This window comes from Paenibacillus sp. TCA20, assembly GCF_000732325.1.
Classification (GTDB): Bacteria; Bacillota; Bacilli; order Paenibacillales; family Paenibacillaceae; genus Paenibacillus; species Paenibacillus urinalis.
This window is the reverse complement of record NZ_BBIW01000023.1, coordinates 30213-48784: the sequence shown is the minus strand read 5'-3', so window position 1 is coordinate 48784 and position 18572 is coordinate 30213. Positions and strand designations below refer to the sequence as shown.

The 18572-nt window shown below is 44.2% G+C and carries 19 protein-coding genes, 1 tRNA gene, 1 rRNA gene and 1 riboswitch; of the genes, 14 read left to right on the top strand and 7 right to left on the bottom strand.

From position 1 onward, the window contains the following. Positions 1-97 precede the first annotated feature (97 nt). From rrf to TCA2_RS25165, 10 genes are all read left to right on the top strand, one after another. Positions 98-213, top strand: a 5S ribosomal RNA gene (gene rrf / locus TCA2_RS25210). A 348-nt stretch (positions 214-561) separates the two neighbouring features. After that, on the top strand, positions 562-2025 hold the full coding sequence (gene guaB, locus TCA2_RS25205; RefSeq protein ID WP_047914363.1) for an IMP dehydrogenase: 1464 nt from the start codon (positions 562-564) through the stop codon (positions 2023-2025). 402 nt (positions 2026-2427) lie between these two features. Next, positions 2428-3798, top strand: coding sequence for a D-alanyl-D-alanine carboxypeptidase family protein (locus TCA2_RS25200; RefSeq protein WP_047914366.1), 1371 nt, complete (start codon positions 2428-2430; stop codon positions 3796-3798). 309 nt (positions 3799-4107) lie between these two features. Continuing rightward, complete coding sequence (gene pdxS, locus TCA2_RS25195) at positions 4108-4989, top strand: pyridoxal 5'-phosphate synthase lyase subunit PdxS (RefSeq protein ID WP_047914362.1); 882 nt, start codon at positions 4108-4110, stop codon at positions 4987-4989. Between the two features lie 17 nt (positions 4990-5006). Then, positions 5007-5591, top strand: coding sequence for a pyridoxal 5'-phosphate synthase glutaminase subunit PdxT (gene pdxT, locus TCA2_RS25190; RefSeq protein ID WP_047914361.1), 585 nt, complete (start codon positions 5007-5009; stop codon positions 5589-5591). Positions 5592-5716: 125 nt separating this feature from the next. Continuing rightward, positions 5717-7000: a serine--tRNA ligase gene (gene serS / locus TCA2_RS25185; protein ID WP_047914360.1), complete on the top strand. Its 1284-nt coding sequence runs from the start codon at positions 5717-5719 to the stop codon at positions 6998-7000. Between the two features lie 132 nt (positions 7001-7132). Next, positions 7133-7221: transfer RNA gene (locus tag TCA2_RS25180), tRNA-Ser, on the top strand. A gap of 129 nt (positions 7222-7350) precedes the next feature. Continuing rightward, a complete protein-coding gene (locus TCA2_RS25175; protein WP_047914359.1) occupies positions 7351-7692 on the top strand; it encodes a hypothetical protein in 342 nt (113 codons plus the stop codon). A gap of 13 nt (positions 7693-7705) precedes the next feature. Beyond that, on the top strand, positions 7706-7858 hold the full coding sequence (locus TCA2_RS25170) for a small acid-soluble spore protein P (RefSeq protein ID WP_047914358.1): 153 nt from the start codon (positions 7706-7708) through the stop codon (positions 7856-7858). Positions 7859-8162: 304 nt separating this feature from the next. Continuing rightward, positions 8163-9245: a hypothetical protein gene (locus tag TCA2_RS25165; protein ID WP_047914357.1), complete on the top strand. Its 1083-nt coding sequence runs from the start codon at positions 8163-8165 to the stop codon at positions 9243-9245. A gap of 177 nt (positions 9246-9422) precedes the next feature. Here the strand turns inward: TCA2_RS25165 and TCA2_RS25160 are convergent, their stop codons facing one another. Further along, positions 9423-9986 carry a GNAT family N-acetyltransferase gene (locus tag TCA2_RS25160; protein ID WP_052512295.1) on the bottom strand — a complete coding sequence of 188 codons (564 nt, stop codon included), beginning with the start codon at positions 9984-9986 and terminating at the stop codon, positions 9423-9425. A 3-nt stretch (positions 9987-9989) separates the two neighbouring features. After that, complete coding sequence (gene tadA / locus TCA2_RS25155) at positions 9990-10505, bottom strand: tRNA adenosine(34) deaminase TadA (protein ID WP_047914356.1); 516 nt, start codon at positions 10503-10505, stop codon at positions 9990-9992. Positions 10506-10891: 386 nt separating this feature from the next. On the opposite strand from tadA, the gene TCA2_RS25150 reads away from it, so the two are divergent. Together TCA2_RS25150 and rluF are read left to right on the top strand one after the other, a co-directional pair. Continuing rightward, positions 10892-13198, top strand: coding sequence for an ATP-binding protein (locus TCA2_RS25150; protein ID WP_047914355.1), 2307 nt, complete (start codon positions 10892-10894; stop codon positions 13196-13198). Between the two features lie 35 nt (positions 13199-13233). Then, a complete protein-coding gene (rluF, locus tag TCA2_RS25145) occupies positions 13234-13935 on the top strand; it encodes a 23S rRNA pseudouridine(2604) synthase RluF (protein WP_047914354.1) in 702 nt (233 codons plus the stop codon). A 111-nt stretch (positions 13936-14046) separates the two neighbouring features. On the opposite strand, the gene motB is transcribed toward rluF, so the two are convergent. Both motB and motA read right to left on the bottom strand, forming a co-directional pair. Then, complete coding sequence (gene motB, locus TCA2_RS25140; RefSeq protein ID WP_047914353.1) at positions 14047-14841, bottom strand: flagellar motor protein MotB; 795 nt, start codon at positions 14839-14841, stop codon at positions 14047-14049. Further along, the gene (gene motA, locus TCA2_RS25135) at positions 14828-15628 is read right to left on the bottom strand and encodes a flagellar motor stator protein MotA (RefSeq protein WP_047914352.1); all 801 of its coding nucleotides are present in this window, start codon (positions 15626-15628) and stop codon (positions 14828-14830) included. Before motA ends, motB begins: the two co-directional genes overlap by 14 nt. Positions 15629-15775: 147 nt before the next feature. Here motA and TCA2_RS25130 point away from each other — a divergent pair, with 147 nt between their 5' ends. Together TCA2_RS25130 and TCA2_RS25125 are read left to right on the top strand one after the other, a co-directional pair. After that, positions 15776-16069 (top strand): hypothetical protein, encoded by a 294-nt coding sequence (locus TCA2_RS25130; protein WP_047914351.1) that lies wholly within the window; start codon positions 15776-15778, stop codon positions 16067-16069. A gap of 241 nt (positions 16070-16310) precedes the next feature. Beyond that, positions 16311-16607, top strand: coding sequence for a 4a-hydroxytetrahydrobiopterin dehydratase (locus tag TCA2_RS25125; protein ID WP_047914350.1), 297 nt, complete (start codon positions 16311-16313; stop codon positions 16605-16607). Between the two features lie 93 nt (positions 16608-16700). Here the strand turns inward: TCA2_RS25125 and TCA2_RS25120 are convergent, their stop codons facing one another. The 3 genes from TCA2_RS25120 to TCA2_RS25110 form a co-directional block, all read right to left on the bottom strand. Further along, positions 16701-17063 (bottom strand): cytochrome c, encoded by a 363-nt coding sequence (locus TCA2_RS25120; RefSeq protein ID WP_047914349.1) that lies wholly within the window; start codon positions 17061-17063, stop codon positions 16701-16703. Between the two features lie 113 nt (positions 17064-17176). Next, entirely contained in the window at positions 17177-17674 is a 498-nt protein-coding gene (locus TCA2_RS25115; RefSeq protein ID WP_047914348.1) for a GNAT family N-acetyltransferase, read from the bottom strand. Positions 17675-17801: 127 nt separating this feature from the next. Further along, positions 17802-18269 (bottom strand): C40 family peptidase, encoded by a 468-nt coding sequence (locus TCA2_RS25110; RefSeq protein ID WP_047914347.1) that lies wholly within the window; start codon positions 18267-18269, stop codon positions 17802-17804. A gap of 6 nt (positions 18270-18275) precedes the next feature. Then, positions 18276-18417: riboswitch (cyclic di-AMP (ydaO/yuaA leader) on the bottom strand. Between the last annotated feature and the right edge of the window lie 155 nt (positions 18418-18572).

Below are 18572 nucleotides of genomic sequence, written 5' to 3'. Positions count from 1 at the left end.
AAAAAACATAAATCGTGAATTGTTTCGTATCTAGTTTTCAGGGAGTAAATCCTTGTTATAACGATTTTTCAAGAAGCGAAAGCTTCGAAAAATCATGTTTGGTGGCGATAGCGGAGGGGTTCCACACGTACCCATCCCGAACACGACCGTTAAGCCCTCCAGCGCCGATGGTACTTGGACCGCAGGTCCTGGGAGAGTAGGACGCCGCCAAGCTAAAGATAACCCATTTCCTCTAATAGGAAGTGGGTTGTTTTTTTTATTTTCAGCGATAAATTACATGAAAAAGATGCATTCTATGTCATAGATGGTGTAAGTTCATCGAATTACAATTCTACGAAACAGGAGTGCCATTATTCGATTAAATTAGGTTTTGTCCGCATCTCAGATACACTTGTTTTTCTAGTGCAATACTCTCTTTCATAGCAGGTTACTTTTCCTTGACAGTGCAAATGGGCCTTTGCTAAGATGGCAATAATATATTTTCAGAAAACGGTCGAAAGTTCTCAAATGGGGCTGATTTTCGGATCTTTAAGGCTATATAAATAAAGGAGGAACATCCTGGTGTGGGAAGATAAGTTCGGTAAAGAAGGTTTAACGTTTGATGATGTATTGTTAGTACCTCGTAAATCTGAGGTTTTGCCTAAACAAGTTGATGTATCGGTTCGTTTGAGCGAGAATATCAAGCTTAACATTCCACTCATTAGTGCTGCAATGGATACTGTTACAGAAGCGCCTTTGGCTATTGCCATCGCAAGAGAAGGCGGTATTGGTATTATTCATAAGAATATGACAGCTGAGCAGCAAGCAGAGGAAGTAGATCGTGTTAAGCGTTCCGAGAGTGGCGTCATTACGAACCCTTTTTCTTTGACCAGAGATCATTTGGTATCGGATGCTGAAGGTGTTATGGCTAAATTCCGTATTTCTGGTGTGCCTATCGTCGATGATCAGCAGAAGCTTGTTGGTATTCTTACTAACCGCGATTTGCGTTTCATCCATGATTACAACATCAAAATCTCCGAAGTAATGACAAGCGAGAACCTGGTTACTGCACCGGTGGGTACAACTTTGGATCAAGCTGAAGAGATCCTGCAAAAGCATAAGATTGAGAAACTTCCTTTGGTTGACGAAACGAACACACTCAAAGGACTTATTACGATTAAAGATATTGAAAAAGCAATCCAATTCCCTCACGCAGCCAAAGATGCACAAGGACGTCTTGTGGTGGGTGCAGCGGTTGGTATCTCTCAAGATCTATACGAGCGTACAGAAGCTCTGGTTAAAGCCGGTGTTGACTTGATCTCCATCGACTCAGCACATGGACACAGCAAAAACATTATTGATGCAGTTCGCAAACTACGTGGTCTATACCCGGAACTGACAATCATTGCAGGTAACGTGGCAACAGGCGAAGCGACTCGCGAGCTTATCGAAGCCGGCGCATCTGTAGTTAAGGTCGGTATTGGTCCAGGTTCAATCTGTACGACTCGTGTCGTAGCAGGTATCGGTGTACCTCAAATTACTGCGATTTATGATTGTGCTTCTGTTGCAAGAGAATATAACGTTCCTATCATTGCAGATGGAGGTATTAAATACTCCGGAGAAATTACGAAGGCACTTGCTGCTGGAGCCCATGCTGTTATGATGGGAAGCTTGTTTGCAGGTACGGAAGAAAGCCCTGGTGAGTTTGAAATTTATCAAGGCCGCCGTTTCAAAGGATATCGGGGTATGGGCTCGATCAGCGCTATGAAAAAAGGTAGTGCAGACCGTTACTTCCAAGATAATGATCAGAGCAAGAAGCTTGTACCGGAAGGAATTGAGGGACGTGTAGCTTATAAAGGTCCACTAAGCGACACAGTTCATCAGCTTATGGGTGGTCTTCGTGCAGGTATGGGTTACTGTGGAACAGAAACTCTCGATCAGCTTCGTAACGACACTCAATTTATTCGTATCACAAATGCTGGCTTACGTGAGAGCCATCCGCATGATGTACAGATTACGAAGGAAGCACCTAACTACGCTTTGTAGAATATAATTTTCTATACTGATGATTCCTTCATCAATATAGAGTCTCATGATTATAGACAGGCAGGTTGAAATTAACCTGACCTGTCTTTTTTTGCACAATATCGTGTGTTAAAATGAAACAGTGCTTGTTCCGCTAAATGAATCGCTGTTGAGACATTTATTTTAAGCTCGTTTTAGCAGTGAGATAAATCTGCCTGCAATTCGCTGCGTATCCTGTGGTTTAGGATCGTGGTATAGAATATAGATTCTTAATATCTCGGCACGATTGAATTCATGCATACGAAGTAATTACGAACGAATTGGGTTTTGCACATCATTGATTGAGAAATTAGAGGAGGATTTATTCCATTGAAGAAATACAGTGAATTATTAGAGCATTCCACTAAGGGAAAGAAGGCGAAAATGAAGAAGAGGATTGCTACGGTTATGGTTGTGAATATGCTCTCCATGGCGGTGCTTCCAGCAGCTGTGTTTGGAGCTTCCGTTCCTGTAGCAACGGCCACAACAACAAATACAGATACGACAGCTGAAACGACTGCGGCAACAACAGCAGCAACAGCTAAGGTCCCGTCTCCAGACTCGGTTAATCTTAACGTAAAGGCAGCAATATTGCTGGAGCCAACCACGGGTGAGGTGCTTCTATCTGTTAATGCGGACGAGGCTTTGGCGCCTGCGAGTATGACCAAGATGATGACGGAGTATATCGTAGCTGAGAAGGTCAAACAAGGGGAGCTTTCGTGGGATACCGAAGTTACCGTCAAGAAAAATGCAGCTAGCAGTGAGGGCTCACGAATCTTCCTAGCAGAAGGTGACACACATACGGTAGAAGAGCTATACATAGCGATGGCTGTAGGCTCAGCCAATGACGCAACTGTAGCACTTGCAGAATATGTTGCTGGTTCAGAGCAAGAGTTTGTTAAGCTGATGAATGAAGAAGCCAAGCGGATGGGAATGACGAAAACCCATTTCATCAATTCGACTGGCCTTGACCGTGCAGATATGCCTGAGGAATTCCGTCCTGCGGAAGATGAGGAAATTACGATGTCTGCAATGGATGCAGCAATATTGGCTAAGTATATCATTACTGACCATCCGGATTTTGCCAAATACACAGCGATTCCATCCTTGAAATTCCGCGAAACGGATCAAGAGCCGATGGTGAACTGGAACTGGATGCTTGAAGCGAACAAAGACATTACGAACTTCAAACAGTTTGCTTACGAAGGCCTGGATGGATTGAAGACAGGACATACGGCAAGAGCAGGCAACAATTTTACGGGTACGGCTGAACGAGATGGCATGCGACTGATTAGTGTCGTTATGGGTGCTGATTCACAAGCTAGCCGGTTTACAGAAACGAAGAAAGTGCTTGATTACGGCTTCGAGAATTTTGAAGTGAAGCAGGTCGTAGCTGCCAAGAGCGTTGTTCCAGGTGCAGAAACAGCTCCAGTGTTAAAAGGTAAGGAGAAAGAAGCACCAGTTGTAACGGAACAGGCAGTGAACTTCCTCGTACCTAAAGGAACAGAGAATGCAACTCCAACTTTTGAGACAAGCTTTGAAGGAGAAGGACTAACTGCACCTGTAGAAGCTGGAGCCAAAGCAGGCACTATTACGTACACTTACAAAATTGAAGGAATGGCAAGTGAACAGGTACAGACCGTGAACCTTGTGACCTCAGAGCCTGTAGAAAAAGCCGGCTGGTTCAGCCTGATGTTCCGTGCAATTGGGGACTTCTTCGGGGATATGTTCGACAGTATCAAAAATTTGTTTTAAGCTATGAAGTCAGTTTCTTAAACCAAATATTTTAAATCAAATAAAATTGTCCATAGCGGAGATAATGACAACTAGACAGGTCATATAAGCACGATCTGCCCTAGGTTCATTTTCGCTGTCCAGGTGATCTTCGGATAGAACGTCAAATCCAGTAAAATTGTTGTATAATAAGGATGTATAAGGTAAAATATCAAGTTAGAATTCTATTTTATGGTCGATAAATATAATATGTTTTTCTAAGTATACACACCTTATTTATAGGGACCTAAGTGGAAGAACTGCTGCATATTATGGGGGGCGTAAAAGGATATGGAAACAGGAACATCTCGTGTTAAAAGAGGCATGGCAGAAATGCAAAAAGGCGGCGTCATCATGGACGTCATGAACGCGGAGCAGGCAAAAATTGCAGAAGCATCAGGTGCAACTGCGGTTATGGCTCTTGAGCGGGTACCTTCTGACATTCGTGCGGCCGGTGGTGTGGCGCGTATGGCTGATCCAACCATCGTTGAAGAGGTTATGAAGGTTGTATCTATTCCGGTTATGGCTAAGGCGCGTATCGGTCATTACGTTGAAGCGAAAGTACTGGAATCACTAGGTGTTGACTATCTTGATGAGAGCGAAGTGCTTACGCCTGCGGATGAAGTGTTCCATATCGATAAGCATGAGTTCACTGTACCATTTGTATGTGGCGCGAAGGATTTAGGAGAGGCGCTAAGACGGATTGGTGAAGGGGCATCCATGATTCGTACAAAAGGCGAGCCGGGAACAGGTAACATCGTTGAGGCCGTTCGTCATATGCGTTTCATTAACAGCCAAATTCGCAAAGTACAGAACATGTCCAAGGATGAATTGTATGCGGAAGCGAAAAACCTGGGCGTGACTTATGAGCTGCTGCGTGAAGTCCATGAGAATGGAAAGCTACCTGTCGTTAACTTTGCAGCAGGTGGTGTAGCGACTCCAGCAGATGCAGCGCTCATGATGCACTTGGGCGCAGATGGTGTATTCGTAGGATCCGGTATTTTCAAATCGGACAACCCTGAGAAATTTGCTCGTGCAATCGTGGAAGCAACAACTCATTATACCGACTACAAACTGATTGCCGAAGTTTCCAAGAACTTAGGAGCCCCTATGAAAGGGATTGAAATATCCAAATTGACTGCAGCAGAACGCATGTCCGATCGCGGTTGGTAAGAGAGAAGGGAACCGAGTTGAAGATTGGTGTATTGGCGCTACAAGGTGCAGTAGCTGAGCATATTCGAAGTGTAGAGCTAGCTGGTGGTGTAGGCATCTCTATTAAGAAGGTGGAGCAATTAAACGATATAGACGGTTTAATTATTCCTGGCGGAGAGAGTACAACGATTGGTAAGCTGATGAGAAAGTATAACTTCATTGATGCAATTCGGCAATTTTCCGCGGCTGGCAAGCCAATATTCGGCACTTGTGCTGGTTTGATTGTGCTAGCTGAGCGAATTGCCGGCGGTGAAGAACCACATCTAGGATTGATGAACATGACGGTTTCAAGAAATGCTTTTGGCCGTCAGCGTGAGAGCTTTGAGACCGACTTGCAGATGGTTGGCATCGAAGAGACGGTACGCGCAGTGTTTATTCGTGCTCCGCTCATTCAATCTATTGGAGACGAGGTTACGGTTCTATCTATGTATCAAGACGAAATCGTGACAGCCCGTCAAGGGCATTTGCTCGCATGCTCCTTCCATCCGGAGCTCACGGATGATTACCGATTACATCAGTATTTTGTGCAGATGGTAGAGAGCAGCCTGCAAGGTTTGAGATAATTGTACTTTTAAACGATCTTGCCCGGGTAAGGCACGAAAAACTTCTCCCACAGGCTTGTATAAGCTTTGCGGGAGGAGCTTTTCCTATTTTTCAGGCAAGGTTGTTTTCGTAGGAGGGATTATTCGTGTTAGATGTTAAAATATTGCGAAATGACTTCGGTCGAGTAGAGCAAGCACTAAAGAACCGAGGCAAATCAGTGGAGCTTATTGCGGAATTCCCCAAGCTGGATATGCGTCGCCGGGAATTGCTGCAAGAGGTAGAGCTACTAAAGAATCGCCGGAATACAGTATCCGGTGAAGTGGCCAAGCGCAAGAAGAACAAAGAGGATGCAGAAGAGCTGATTCTGGAAATGCGTGAGGTATCCGATCGTATTAAGCAGATGGATGAAGAAATTCGTACGCTTGAATCCGAGATCAATGATTTGACGATGGCGATTCCTAACCTGCCACATGAGAGTGTTCCTGTGGGAGCTTCTGAGGATGAGAATGTAGAGGTTCGCCGCTGGTCTGAAGCAAGAGAGTTCAGCTTCGCACCGAAAGCGCACTGGGATGTAGCTGGGGAGCTGGGAATACTTGATTTTGAAGCTGCTGCTAAAGTAACTGGCTCTAGATTTACTTTCTATAAAGGTCTAGGTGCACGTCTTGAGCGGGCATTGATTAACTTCATGATGGACCTTCATAGTAATCATCATGGTTATGAAGAGATTCTGCCGCCGATGATTGTTAATCAGGACAGTCTGTATGGTACAGGACAGCTGCCTAAGTTCGAAGAGGACCTGTTCAAGATCAAGGATACCGAGTATTACTTGATTCCAACGGCAGAAGTACCGGTAACGAACTATCACCGTGAGGAGATTATCCCTGCAGAAGAGCTGCCTCAGAAATTTGTCGCTTACAGCTCCTGCTTCCGTTCTGAGGCCGGATCGGCAGGGCGTGACACAAGAGGTCTGATCAGACAGCATCAATTCAACAAAGTAGAGATGCTGAAATTCTCGCTGCCTGAGAACTCTTATGAAGAACTCGAAGAGATGACCCGCAACGCAGAACGTGTTCTACAGCTTCTGGAGCTCCCTTATCGCGTTATGGCGCTCTGTACGGCAGATATGGGCTTTACATCAGCGAAGACGTATGACCTTGAAGTATGGCTGCCTGAGAGCGGGATGTACCGCGAGATCTCCTCTTGCTCTAACTGTGAGGATTTCCAAGCTAGACGGGCAAATATTCGTTTCCGTAGAGAAGCAAAGGCCAAGCCTGAATTTTTGCATACACTGAACGGATCTGGACTAGCGGTAGGCAGAACGGTAGCGGCTATTCTGGAGAATTATCAGCAGGAAGATGGAAGTGTCATCATTCCAAAAGTGCTGGTTCCATATATGGGCGGAGTAGAGAAAATCACATCTAAGAAGTAAAGATGATGTCTTCTATATTGCTGATTAGGATTTAAATTATAAAAAAACTTGCAATTGTGTACTAGCTGTGATAAGATAATTTTTGTTACGCGTTATATAAATGTAACGCCAAATAAAGCATTATTTTATCCTGGAGAGGTACCGAAGCGGTCATAACGGGGCGGTCTTGAAAACCGTTAGGGGGCAACTCCACATGGGTTCGAATCCCATCCTCTCCGCCATACATAACATAATCAAGCCATTCTCTATTAAGAGATGGCTTTTTTGTTTTTATATCGGTTCATGACACGGGCAATGCATAAAAAGCAGCTGTATTTCGCACTTTATAAGGTGTGGAGGTGCTAATATAAATGAGCCAAAGTTTTGATATTGATCAAAATCAGCTTGTTCATGCCTGGCAAGAAAGACTGCCTGTCATCCTGAATCAGGGAGATCAAGCTCAGGTGCATGCCGATGAGGCGGATCAGCAAGCAATTCGTATTCATATTGATGCGGCAGGACGTCAATTGTACTCATTTGATTTTCGCTGTGCGTATGTGGACAACCGTGAAGTGAAGGTAGATCTAATTGATGTAGAAAAAGACGGGCTTCATATTGATGAACGCACCGATGCAATACAGCAGATGGCGCAGGATTACACTCGTCATATCCATGAATGTGCCCAAGCGGTACAGCAGTTAACCAATCCTTAGGAGGAATTCACGAATGGGTAAGCCAAGAGCAGTTCCTGTCCCTGAAGCACAGACTTCACAAGGGGGTAAAGAGAAGCGTGATCATGCTTCGGGTCCCGCGCCGTTGTCTGGCTCCAAAAAGGTGAAGAACCGCAATCATGTGGACCATAACAATCCGGAAGGATAGTTATGGATAGCTTGTATGTGAGTAATAAATGCATTTTTGTGAAAAGGCCATGCTTTTAAAGCAGAGGCTTTTTTATTTTGCATAATTATGAAAATCCGCATGGTGACAAGAGAAATCGTCGTAACCCCTAGTTTGAAAACGCTTATAAAATGGTGTCGAAAAAAGACGAAATTAACTAAATTAGATTTTTATAAATCTATAGCACCAAAATTGACCAAAAGTGTTTATACTTATGAGCTAATGGTTTATTATGTTATGGTGTGATTTATGGAAATGGTGGCTTTGGAAAGGGGAAAAACAACAAATGAAAAAAGGATTCACGAAAGGCTTGTTTGCATTAATGCTGTCTATGGTGTTAATTCTGGCAGGCTGCGGAACCAAGCAAGAACCGAAAGAGGCGGTACAAAGTGCGGCGACACAAGCGGCAGAAATGACCTCTTACGAAATGACAAGCAAAGTGAAAATTGACAACTTAAGCTTTAGCTCTGCAGAAAATTCCGATGATATGGCCATGATTATGTCCATGTTGAAGGATGCAGAGCTTACGGTTGATGGGGTGTTCCAGAATGATCCGATGCAAGCAGAGTTTACACTAGGCATTGCAATCAAGGGCGACATGGAGATGACGTATAACATCCCAATGGTTGTGACTACGGAGAAGGTGTTCGTTAAGGTACCGAACATCCCTATGCTTCCAATGCCAGAAACACTAATTGGTAAATACATTGAGCTGGATATGAAGAAGCTTGCTGAGGAAGAAGGCGTAGAGTGGAATCCAGAAGCGATGGATGTTGCTAAATCTCAGGCGCTGACGAATGAAATTAGCGAGGCAGTCCTTGCAGAATACGACCAGGATACGTATTTCAAGAACCTGGAGGCGGATGCAGTTACACTTCCTGAGGATGTAGATGCTAAACAAATCGTACAATTTGCGATTACCAATGATAATGTGAAGGAAGCCATTACCGTCTTGGTAAACAACGCACTGCCTAAAGTACTCGATATCATCAGCAAGGATGAATACAAAGAGATGCTCCAGCTGACAGATGAGGATATTGCAGAAGCGAAGGAAGCTCTTACAGCTACAGATCAAAGCCAAATGGCAGCAGATCTGGAAGAGCTGAAGAATTATTTGACGATCAACACATTTAACATCAATACAGCGATTAATAAAGATAATATCCCTGCATACCAAGAAGCAATTGTGGATATCGTGATCAACGATCCAGACACAAAAGAGGTGATTAACCTTGCGCTGACAGGCACAAATCATTATTCCAAAATTAACGAAACGCCTGAATTCGTCATTGGTATTCCTGCGGGAGATGATGTAGTAACCATGGAAGAGTTCGAAGAGATATTGAACGAGTCTTACTACAGCTATTAATCGCGAATCGTTATAATGAGATTGCCATTATAAATAATGATCCGATTGAGATTCATCGGTTTTATACACAAGAAAACCCGTCAGCTCGACGGGTTTTTTTTAGCAGCTAAGTGCGTGAAACTTGCGTAACACATGACCGCTCACTGCTCTCAGGTGTCATGCAGTTCATTGGAGGCATTAGTCATGTCCATCGTTGGGATTTAACAAAGAATAGATCTGGTGATCCTGCCAGCGGCCAGCAATCAGCAGATATCCCCTGGCAATGCCCTCTGCCACAAAGCCGTTCTTCTCCAGGACTCGGCGGGACGCCATATTATGAAGAAGAATGGATGCCTGGATCCGGTGAAGCTGAAGCGAACGGAAGGCAAATAAGAGGATTAGCTTAACCGCTGCGCTCATATAGCCTTTACCCATATAATCTACATGCGTAAAATAACCTAAATCTGCATACTGAGCCACTCCGCGTGCGATATTGGTGAGACTGACCTGTCCAATCAGCTTATCGGTATTTGCCTCAAAAACTCCAAAATAATAGCTTTGGTCCTGATCGATTTCCTGCTGCCGGGATTGGATTCGATCTCTCAGGGATTCCAGGGTGTAAAATTCATCTCCCCTAATGGGTTCAAAGGGGGCGTGATGCTCTCTGCTCGCCATATACATAGCCTGTAACGCTTCCGTATCTTCTATCACGTAAGGCCTGATATAGATGCCGTGTTGTGTATCTCGAAGGATCGTGTCCACTCGTTATTCCCCCTCCGTACGTGGCTTGCGGCGAAGCTTTCTAAAGAAGGACGTAAGCAGCGCAGCGCATTCCTCCTGTAACACTCCACTTGTAATTTCGGTCTGATGGTTAAATCGAGATTCCTGAAGCAGATTCATAAGCGTACCAGCGCAGCCGGCCTTCGGGTCTGTTGTTCCATACACAACATGAGGAACTCTAGATTGTACGATGGCACCCGCACACATAGGGCATGGCTCGAGCGTGACATACAGCTTGCAGTCGAGCAATCTCCATGCTTTTAGGTGCTCGCTTGCTTGTTTAATAGCAATGATCTCAGCATGTGCTGTAGCATCGTATTGAAGCTCCCGAAGATTGTATCCCCGGCCGATAATTTCGTTATCTTTAACGATAATCGCTCCAATAGGTACCTCACCTAATGACTCTGCCTTTATTGCTTCACTTATTGCTTCTCTCATCCAATACTCATCTGTGTATAGAAAATCCTCGTCTTTTCCGATGTGGGACTGTATTTCGTTCATTTATGTGGTTCCTGCCTTTCCTTATTCAATTATCCAACGAACAAATATTCGATTGTTAACATGTTGTGCATAACTCTGTGGATAACCTTGTAGTTGCTAACAAGTTTGTACACATATTATCCAAAGGCCTGTGGATTTGTGCACAAATATGTGTATTATTTTTCATATCATATTTCTGACCTGTTTAATTTATTGTAGATTTAACATGGGGATATATCAAATCAATAAAGAGAAAATTCCTATAAATTACTGCATAGTTACGAATCAGATTCCTTTTCAAATAGACCACTAAAAGGTATGATGGTTTTATAAATACATAAAGTCCTAAGAAGTAGTAAATAAAGTCACATTTCGCCAGGATATGAGCCAAGAGGTGAGCTGAAGTCTTGTCCATTAAAATAAAATTATCTTTAGTAATGTCATTCTCGGTACTCATTATACTCGGGCTCAACATTGCATTAAGCTATTATACGACCCAGGAGAATTTACAGCAGGACAGCGAGAAGCGGGCCGTTTCGGCTGCCAAGCAGATCGCACTTGCAGTGGAGCAGAATCAGAATAGCACGGAGTCCATTAAGAAGCAGATATCCAAGAACATATGGCTGGCTTCCATTATAGCAGCCAATCAATTAGATCCCGATATCAAGAACGTCACGATAGAGCAGTTAGAACAGTTAAGTGAAGAAACCGGAGTTACCGATATTTCACTCATGATTCAAACAGAGGACGATATCATTGTGAGTAAATCCTCTGACCCGAATGAGATTGGCTTATCCACCAAGAAAATGACCTATTGGTACGAGGCTTTTAAACAGCTGTTTGCCTTCAATCAAGTAACAATACCTCAGGGAATTACCTATGATCACTACTGGTCCGATGGATTTGAATATGCCACTTCAGACCCGGACAACATCAATATTTGGGGATATTATCACGACGGAGAACGCAATTACATCATTAATCCTTTTCTGAATGCGTCTGAGGTGGAAGACTATGTTGTGTTCTCAAGTCCAGATGGAATGATTGAGAAGGTAAAGGATGTGAATCCATCCATTCTATCCATTGCAGGGATTAATCCGTCCACATTTGGACAGCCATCTATGGCACCCGATGGAACGGATGAGCTCAACTATAAATTTGGGACCCGGCCGATTATGTTCGGCACGTATGAGTATGGGCAGATTAAGGAAGATGGCACAGCAATTCATAAAGCGATTGAAACCGGTAATAATGTGTCTTATGTAGCGAATGTGGATAATAAAAAAGTATTGAAGAATATGATTCCGATTCCGAACCCGGAAGGCGGCTCCTACATCATAAGCATTATTACCGATTATCAGGAGATCCAAGGCGTTATAACCGAGCAGCTGGTTAGTCATATTGCCGTATCACTTGTTTTATTGGAGATTGTCATATTTGGCAGCTATTTATTGGCTTCTGCATATACAAAGCCTATCCAAATTGTACTCTCTAAGGTAAATGAGGTGGCAGATGGACATTTCAATATTGGATTGCAGCTGAAGCGTCATGATGAGCTTGGTCAGCTGTCTAACGGAATTAATGCGATGATCCGCAATCTCGGTCATTATACGAATCGCCTCAAGCAGATGTATGAGGAAAATCGAGCAGTGAAGGAGCATCTTGAGTCGGTGATTAACCAGACAGCGGATGCCATTCATATTACAGATGAGAACAGTAATGTAATTCAGGTAAACCGGGCTTTTGAACAATTATATGGATGGACCAGTCAAGAGATTGTCGGCAAACCGCTGACCAATGTACCGGATGAATTAATCGACGAAGAAAAAGAGCGGACGCAGAAGCTTCATGAGGGTCTGACCGTTCCTTATATCGAATCTTACCGTTTAGCCAAGGATGGCAGTAGAATTGAGGTCAGTGTGAGCACAGCACCTATCAGGGACAACGAAGGCAAGATCACGGGGTTTATTAGTATTTCTAGAGACATTACGGGCCGCAAGCGGATGGAGGAAATGCTCCGCAGGTCAGAGAAGCTGACGACCGTTGGACAGCTGGCAGCAGGTGTAGCCCATGAAATACGTAATCCTCTGACAACACTTCGGGGCTTCATTCAGCTGCAGCAGCAGACCAAGAAGCTGAATCTGAGGCATATCGACCTTATGCTGTCAGAGCTGGACCGGATTAATTTGATTGTCGGCGAGTTCCTCATATTGGCTAAGCCTCAGGCGGTTAATTTCCAGCAGAAGGACATCCGGTTTATTATGGGTGATGTCATTTCTCTGCTCGACAGCCAAGCTCATATGCACGGTATCGAATTCGATATTGAGGCCGAGGGACCATCGATTGTGCATTGCGGAGAGAATCAATTGAAGCAGGTGTTTATCAATATTTTAAAAAATGGGATGGAAGCAATGCCGGATGGAGGAACGATCCGTATTGCGATCTCTAAGACTCCCGATGAGCAGATTAGAATCCGAATAAAGGATCAAGGCATTGGTATTCCGGAGGATATCATGCATAAGCTTGGTGAGCCGTTCTTTACGAATAAGGAAACGGGAACTGGGCTTGGACTTATGGTCTGTCAGCGACTAATTCAGGCTCATAAAGGCACGATGGAAATTGAAAGTGAGAAGGGTAAAGGAACGACGGTAACCATTCTTTTACCCGAGGTCCTAGATGGTGACACCGACCCTTCTGATGTTGAAGCAGTTTAAGCATCCAGATTTTTTAATGTTAGGTGAGTGAATGAATGCGAATTAATAAATATATTAGTGAAACAGGCTATTGTTCCCGAAGAGAGGCGGACAAGCTGGTAGACAGCGGAAAAGTAACAATCAACGGAGTTGTGGCTGTCCTTGGCAGTCAGGCGGAGGAAGGGGACGAAGTGCTGGTTGATGGGAAGCCGCTTCGTGCCAAAGGCAACACCGTATATATTGCATTAAACAAGCCTGTCGGCATTACCAGTACGACAGAGCAGCACATTGAAGGAAACATCGTAGATTTTGTGGGTCACCAAGAACGTATTTTTCCGATTGGCCGGTTGGACAAGGATTCAGAGGGTCTGATCTTAATGACGAATGATGGAGATATCGTTAACAAAATCCTCCGGGCTGAAGGCAAGCATGAGAAGGAATATATTGTGACTGTGAACAGGCCGGTGACAGAGTCATTCCTGAGAGGGATGTCCAGCGGTGTGAAGATTCTAGGTGAGAGAACACTGCCTTGTACGGTGACTCGCATCTCCGAGAAGACCTTTCGCATCATTCTGACAGAAGGGAAGAATCGGCAGATTCGGCGGATGTGCAGTGCGTTTGGATATGAAGTGCGCAAACTGAAGCGAATTCGGATCATGAACATTCATCTCGGTTCCCAGGCGATCGGTACTTGGCGTGAATTAAGCGAGCAGGAGAAATCGGAATTAGGGAAACTCCTGAATTACAAGCTGATCTAAGCAAGCACGAGCAATGACCATATAACAAAGCCTCCAACAGGATTGGAGGCTTTGTTTATTGCCATGCGAATGGTTCTATTCGCATGACCTATTCGTTATTCAGCTGTTTAATTACTCCACACTCATCGTGTTAGAGCTTCCAGTGTATTTTCGAATAATCGAAATTTCGACGCGGCGATTCTGGGCGCGCCCTTCTGGCGTATCATTAGACGCGACAGGGTGATATTCCCCATAGCCGCTAGGTGTAAATTTCGAAGGATCCAGATTCGTGTTCAGCAGCATAATTTTCAAGAAATTCAAAGCCCGGTCGCTGCTCAGATCCCAGTTGTCATTATATTGTGCATTGTTGATAGGCATATTATCCGTGTGACCGGTAACAATGACATCATAGTCAGGAAATTGCTGAAGCATGCGGGATATATTCTTAGCTAGAACTCTTGCCTCGGTCTTCACTGTCGCTTGCCCTGAAGCAAAGACAGCATTGTCTGCGATGGTGATCATAAGCTGTGATTGATTGAGCTTGGTATCCAGCTGTTCGGTGAGCCCGTTCTCGCTAATATATTGATCGAGCTGCTTCTTCAGCTTCTCCAGCTCTTCCTGCTCTTGCTTCGCGAGCTGAGCCTCTTGAGAAGTCTCCGGATTTTTGGGCGGAGTCGTTTCGTTGCCTAAGTCCATGCTGGGATCGGTGGGAAAGGCAGACTTGTTATCCAATACACCCGTACCTCCATTAAGCGCACTGCTTAGAGCACTCGCCATTTGTTCAAACTTCTGAGCATCAATGGAGCTCATGGAGAACAAAGTGATGAATAAGGCCAGAAGCAAGGTCATCAGGTCAGAATACGGAAGCAGCCAGCTCTCGTCTACATGCTCTTCATGCTCTTCATGTCTTTTCTTAGTCTTTTTCACCTGTGCTTCCCTCCTTGCTTGCTAGCTCTGCGCGTTCGCTCGGGGTCAGGAATACGGACAACTTCTGATTGATCGCAATGGTGGATACACCGGATTGGATGGATAATAGACCTTCGACCATCATTAATTTAAGCTCGGCTTCTTTTTTGGAAATACGCTTGAGCTTATTCGCAATTGGATGCCAGAGCACATATCCTGTAAATATACCTAACAGGGTCGCAATAAAGGCAGCTGCGATGGCGTGAGCCAGCTTGTCCATATCACTGAGATCGCCAAGGGCTGCGATAAGACCGACAACCGCGCCAAGAACACCAAGCGTAGGAGCATACATACCCATTTGAGAAAAGATCAATGCGCCTGTCTTGTGTCGTTCCTCTGTCGCGTGGATGTCCTCCATCAAGACGTCACTGACAAATTCCTGATCATTGCCGTCTATAATCATACGCATCCCGCTGCGCAGGAAGTTATCGTCGATTTCGTCTACTTTTGCCTCGAGTGCGAGGAGTCCTTCGCGACGCGTAATGGATGCCCACTCGGAGAACATGCTGATCAGTGATACCTTATCGATCATCTTCTGCTTCATGAAGACGATCTTAAACAGCTTGGGTATTTTTTTGACCTCTGACATGGGGAATGCCATAAAAATGGTAGCCGCCGTACCACCAAAAATAATCAGGTAAGCTGCAGGGTTGTTCACCAAATTAATAAGTGGTGCACCCTTAAAGATCATACCTACAACTAGGGACACTAACCCTAGTATCAGTCCAATAATTGTTGAAATTTCCATCATACACCTCATCCATGAGATTTAATCTGAATCCTTTCAAGATATCCCTTTGATTTATAATATTTATCGACACGTTATTCATTTTTGTGAAGGGTTAATTTTCCGGTATAATAGAAACACGATACTAAAAATGGAGTGAACACACGTATGGGCGTAAAACATGGACGCGAGTATAGTGACATATTAGAAGATTTGATTAAGGCCATTGGAAAAATTCCAGATCGATATACGTTCTTCGAGATGGAAGAAGAGGACTGGGAGCGGCTTGGAGCAGCAGACCGGCGCGAGGTAGATGAAGCGCTTGCAGAAGATTTGTTTTACGCGCTGGGTGGCGAATCCATGATTACGGTGGGAAGTGGAGTCGTGATTCATGATAAGGAGAATCATCGTCTGAATATCTTAATAGGCGAGGATGAACTGGATTTCGTAGCCCTGATTTAGGGCTAATGGGGCGCTGGAATTAGGATCGCTTACATGATAAGATGGAACACGATAAGCCGTTTACCAGATAGCAAACGGTTCCTTATTGTAAGATATCAGTAAATATAGAGATAGAATTGCACCTAAGCTTGCTGATATGCTTAGCATTCTTTTACTGCATTTATTGCAGTGCCTGTATTTACGTGAGGCACCGGGTCTGCTGAATGTAAGTACGTCTTATCAAGGAGGTTAGATTGAAGCGATGGTCTTTACACAAGAGGAAGTAGAAGCTCATCTAGATAAACTTGAGGGCTGGGAATACGAAGAGGGGCGCTGGATTGTCCGTAAATTCACGTTTACCAGCTTCATGAAGGGGATTGCCTTTGTTGATGAAGTCGGATTAATATCCGAGGCATTCAATCATCACCCTTTTATCACCATCGATCATAAAGTGGTCACACTGCGGCTCACTTCATGGGATGATGGAGGAATAACAGCGATCGATATTAAAGAAGCACAACAATATAATGAAGCTTACGATAGAATGATGCAAAATTAAGCTGCAATAGGAATTAACAAAACACGCCTGTAGGAGTATGTTCTGACGACAGATACAGACTCTTGCAGGCGTGTTTTATTTAAGTTATAGACTCTACTTCTTCTCGGCCAGCCACAAAGCAAGGTTGGCAATCTCTTCTTCCGTGAGTTGACCTTCAAACGCCGGCATCCCCCCGCTTGTGCCTTCACTAATAATTTGGTACAGCTTATTGGCATCATGTTCTGCACCAATGGTTTGCAGTGACGGCCCCATACCGCCTTCCAGTTGATTACCGTGACAAGTAATACAGCTTGCCTTCGCCTTTTCCTCAGCAGCAGCAGCGTCTAGTGTTACCTCAGGCATTGCCGGAGGCTGTTCCTCTTCAGCCACATGTTCTCTTCCTGGAACCGTAAACATTAACACGAGGGCAAAAGCGCAAGCGAAGAAAAATAACCCACTCATGATCCATTTCTTCATTCGTTGTGTCCTCCTACTATGTACAATCCTTCATTTATTATAAAGGATCATGAACCGGCTTCATAGTATTTTATGGTAAATATTTAAACAAAAGTTAGGAGAGACAATCATGTCTATTTGAGATTTGTGCCAGTAAACACCATACAGAAGAACAGCTTAGGACCCTCTGGCGTAAGGCGCTCATAGGTATCATGAATAGCAAATCCCGCTTTCTCATAAGTGCGGATTGCTCTTTTATTCCAGGTGAGAACTTCAAGATCAATCTCATTCTGCGGCTGCCGGGCAGCAGCTTCTTGTACAATGGAGCTTACGAAGGGGGCTCCGAGCCCCTGCCCGCACAGATCAGGTCTCAGACCGAGACCAAGCCGGGTCACACCGGCTAGAGGAAATAATTGTGCGAACCCGTATAGCTCACCGGTATCATTTACAATGGATAAATATTGTGTGTCTCGAAGCTTAGGGTCGCCGAATTCAATCTCAAGTGCCTTCATTTGCTCCCAGGGCAGCCAGCCATATATGTTATAAGGAGGTTCGTACTGCCAAGTGCAGATCTCAGCTGCATGCTCTTCACTCATAGAAAGGGCATGAAAGGTCGTGCCTTTCTGCTTCATGTCATCGTCTCCTTTGTTAACAGTTAAAGGTATTATGAAATTGATTCTAATATAAAAAGCCCGAAGATAGATTACTATTTAGTAATCTAATCTTCGGGCTATAAGGTTCGTTCCAGCACAGTGTTGCTTAATCTAATGCAGCGGTTTCGTATTCTTCCGTACTCATGATACGTTTTGCACCAACGTAACGTTTTTCATAGTAGCTCTCGTTCAGCTTGCTGATAATAACTCCTTTGGAGGAGGAAGCATGTGCAAATTTACCGTCACCTACGAAGATGCCGACATGGGATACACCATTTCCGCTTGTGTTAAAGAATACAAGGTCGCCAGGTCTCATCTCAGAACGGGATACAGACTTGCCCATTTTGTATTGAGATCCAGATTGATGAGGCAGATCGATGCCGAGTTTATCAAATACATACATGGTAAAACCAGAGCAATCAAATCCGTTCAAAGTTGTACCGCCATATTTATATTCGGTTCCCTTAGCGTTATCAATGACCTTGTCCATTTTGGAATCGGCGAATGCACTACCTGTTCCGATGGAGAAAGCAATAGCAAGGCTCAGTGCAGCAGCAGTTAGTGACTTTTTCAAGAAAAAATAATCCCCTTCCAATGCCTGCGAGGTTAGCTTAAGGATTCGGTAGAAGGTTCCCCTATGATCACTTATGTTGCGAGATCAATTCACCCATAAAAGTGGTTCCCCCGCTTCCCAGATGCCAGGAATTTGGCTGTTCTAATGATGTGCACCTGTGAAAGTCGCTCACTCTTGTAAGACTATGTACTTAGTTAGTTAATAAAAGTTACAACAATTATTACAAAGTTGTTACTAGATGTTCTGGGCCTATTGTAACAGAGATTGTGTAAATTTGGCAATCGTTTTTTGATAAAATATTAC

Excerpts from the sequence above, each read along its gene's own strand:
- TCA2_RS25200 (WP_047914366.1), top strand. The coding sequence starts at position 2,428 with ATGAAGAAGAGGATTGCTACGGTTATGGTTGTGAATATGCTCTCCATG.
- TCA2_RS25130 (WP_047914351.1), top strand. The coding sequence starts at position 15,776 with ATGGGCGTAAAACATGGACGCGAGTATAGTGACATATTAGAAGATTTG.
- pdxS (WP_047914362.1), top strand. The coding sequence starts at position 4,108 with ATGGAAACAGGAACATCTCGTGTTAAAAGAGGCATGGCAGAAATGCAA.
- motA (WP_047914352.1), bottom strand. The coding sequence starts at position 15,628 with ATGGAAATTTCAACAATTATTGGACTGATACTAGGGTTAGTGTCCCTA.
- TCA2_RS25125 (WP_047914350.1), top strand. The coding sequence starts at position 16,311 with ATGGTCTTTACACAAGAGGAAGTAGAAGCTCATCTAGATAAACTTGAG.
- TCA2_RS25170 (WP_047914358.1), top strand. The coding sequence starts at position 7,706 with ATGGGTAAGCCAAGAGCAGTTCCTGTCCCTGAAGCACAGACTTCACAA.
- TCA2_RS25115 (WP_047914348.1), bottom strand. The coding sequence starts at position 17,674 with ATGAAGCAGAAAGGCACGACCTTTCATGCCCTTTCTATGAGTGAAGAG.
- TCA2_RS25175 (WP_047914359.1), top strand. The coding sequence starts at position 7,351 with ATGAGCCAAAGTTTTGATATTGATCAAAATCAGCTTGTTCATGCCTGG.
- tadA (WP_047914356.1), bottom strand. The coding sequence starts at position 10,505 with ATGAACGAAATACAGTCCCACATCGGAAAAGACGAGGATTTTCTATAC.
- rluF (WP_047914354.1), top strand. The coding sequence starts at position 13,234 with ATGCGAATTAATAAATATATTAGTGAAACAGGCTATTGTTCCCGAAGA.
- TCA2_RS25165 (WP_047914357.1), top strand. The coding sequence starts at position 8,163 with ATGAAAAAAGGATTCACGAAAGGCTTGTTTGCATTAATGCTGTCTATG.
- TCA2_RS25120 (WP_047914349.1), bottom strand. The coding sequence starts at position 17,063 with ATGAAGAAATGGATCATGAGTGGGTTATTTTTCTTCGCTTGCGCTTTT.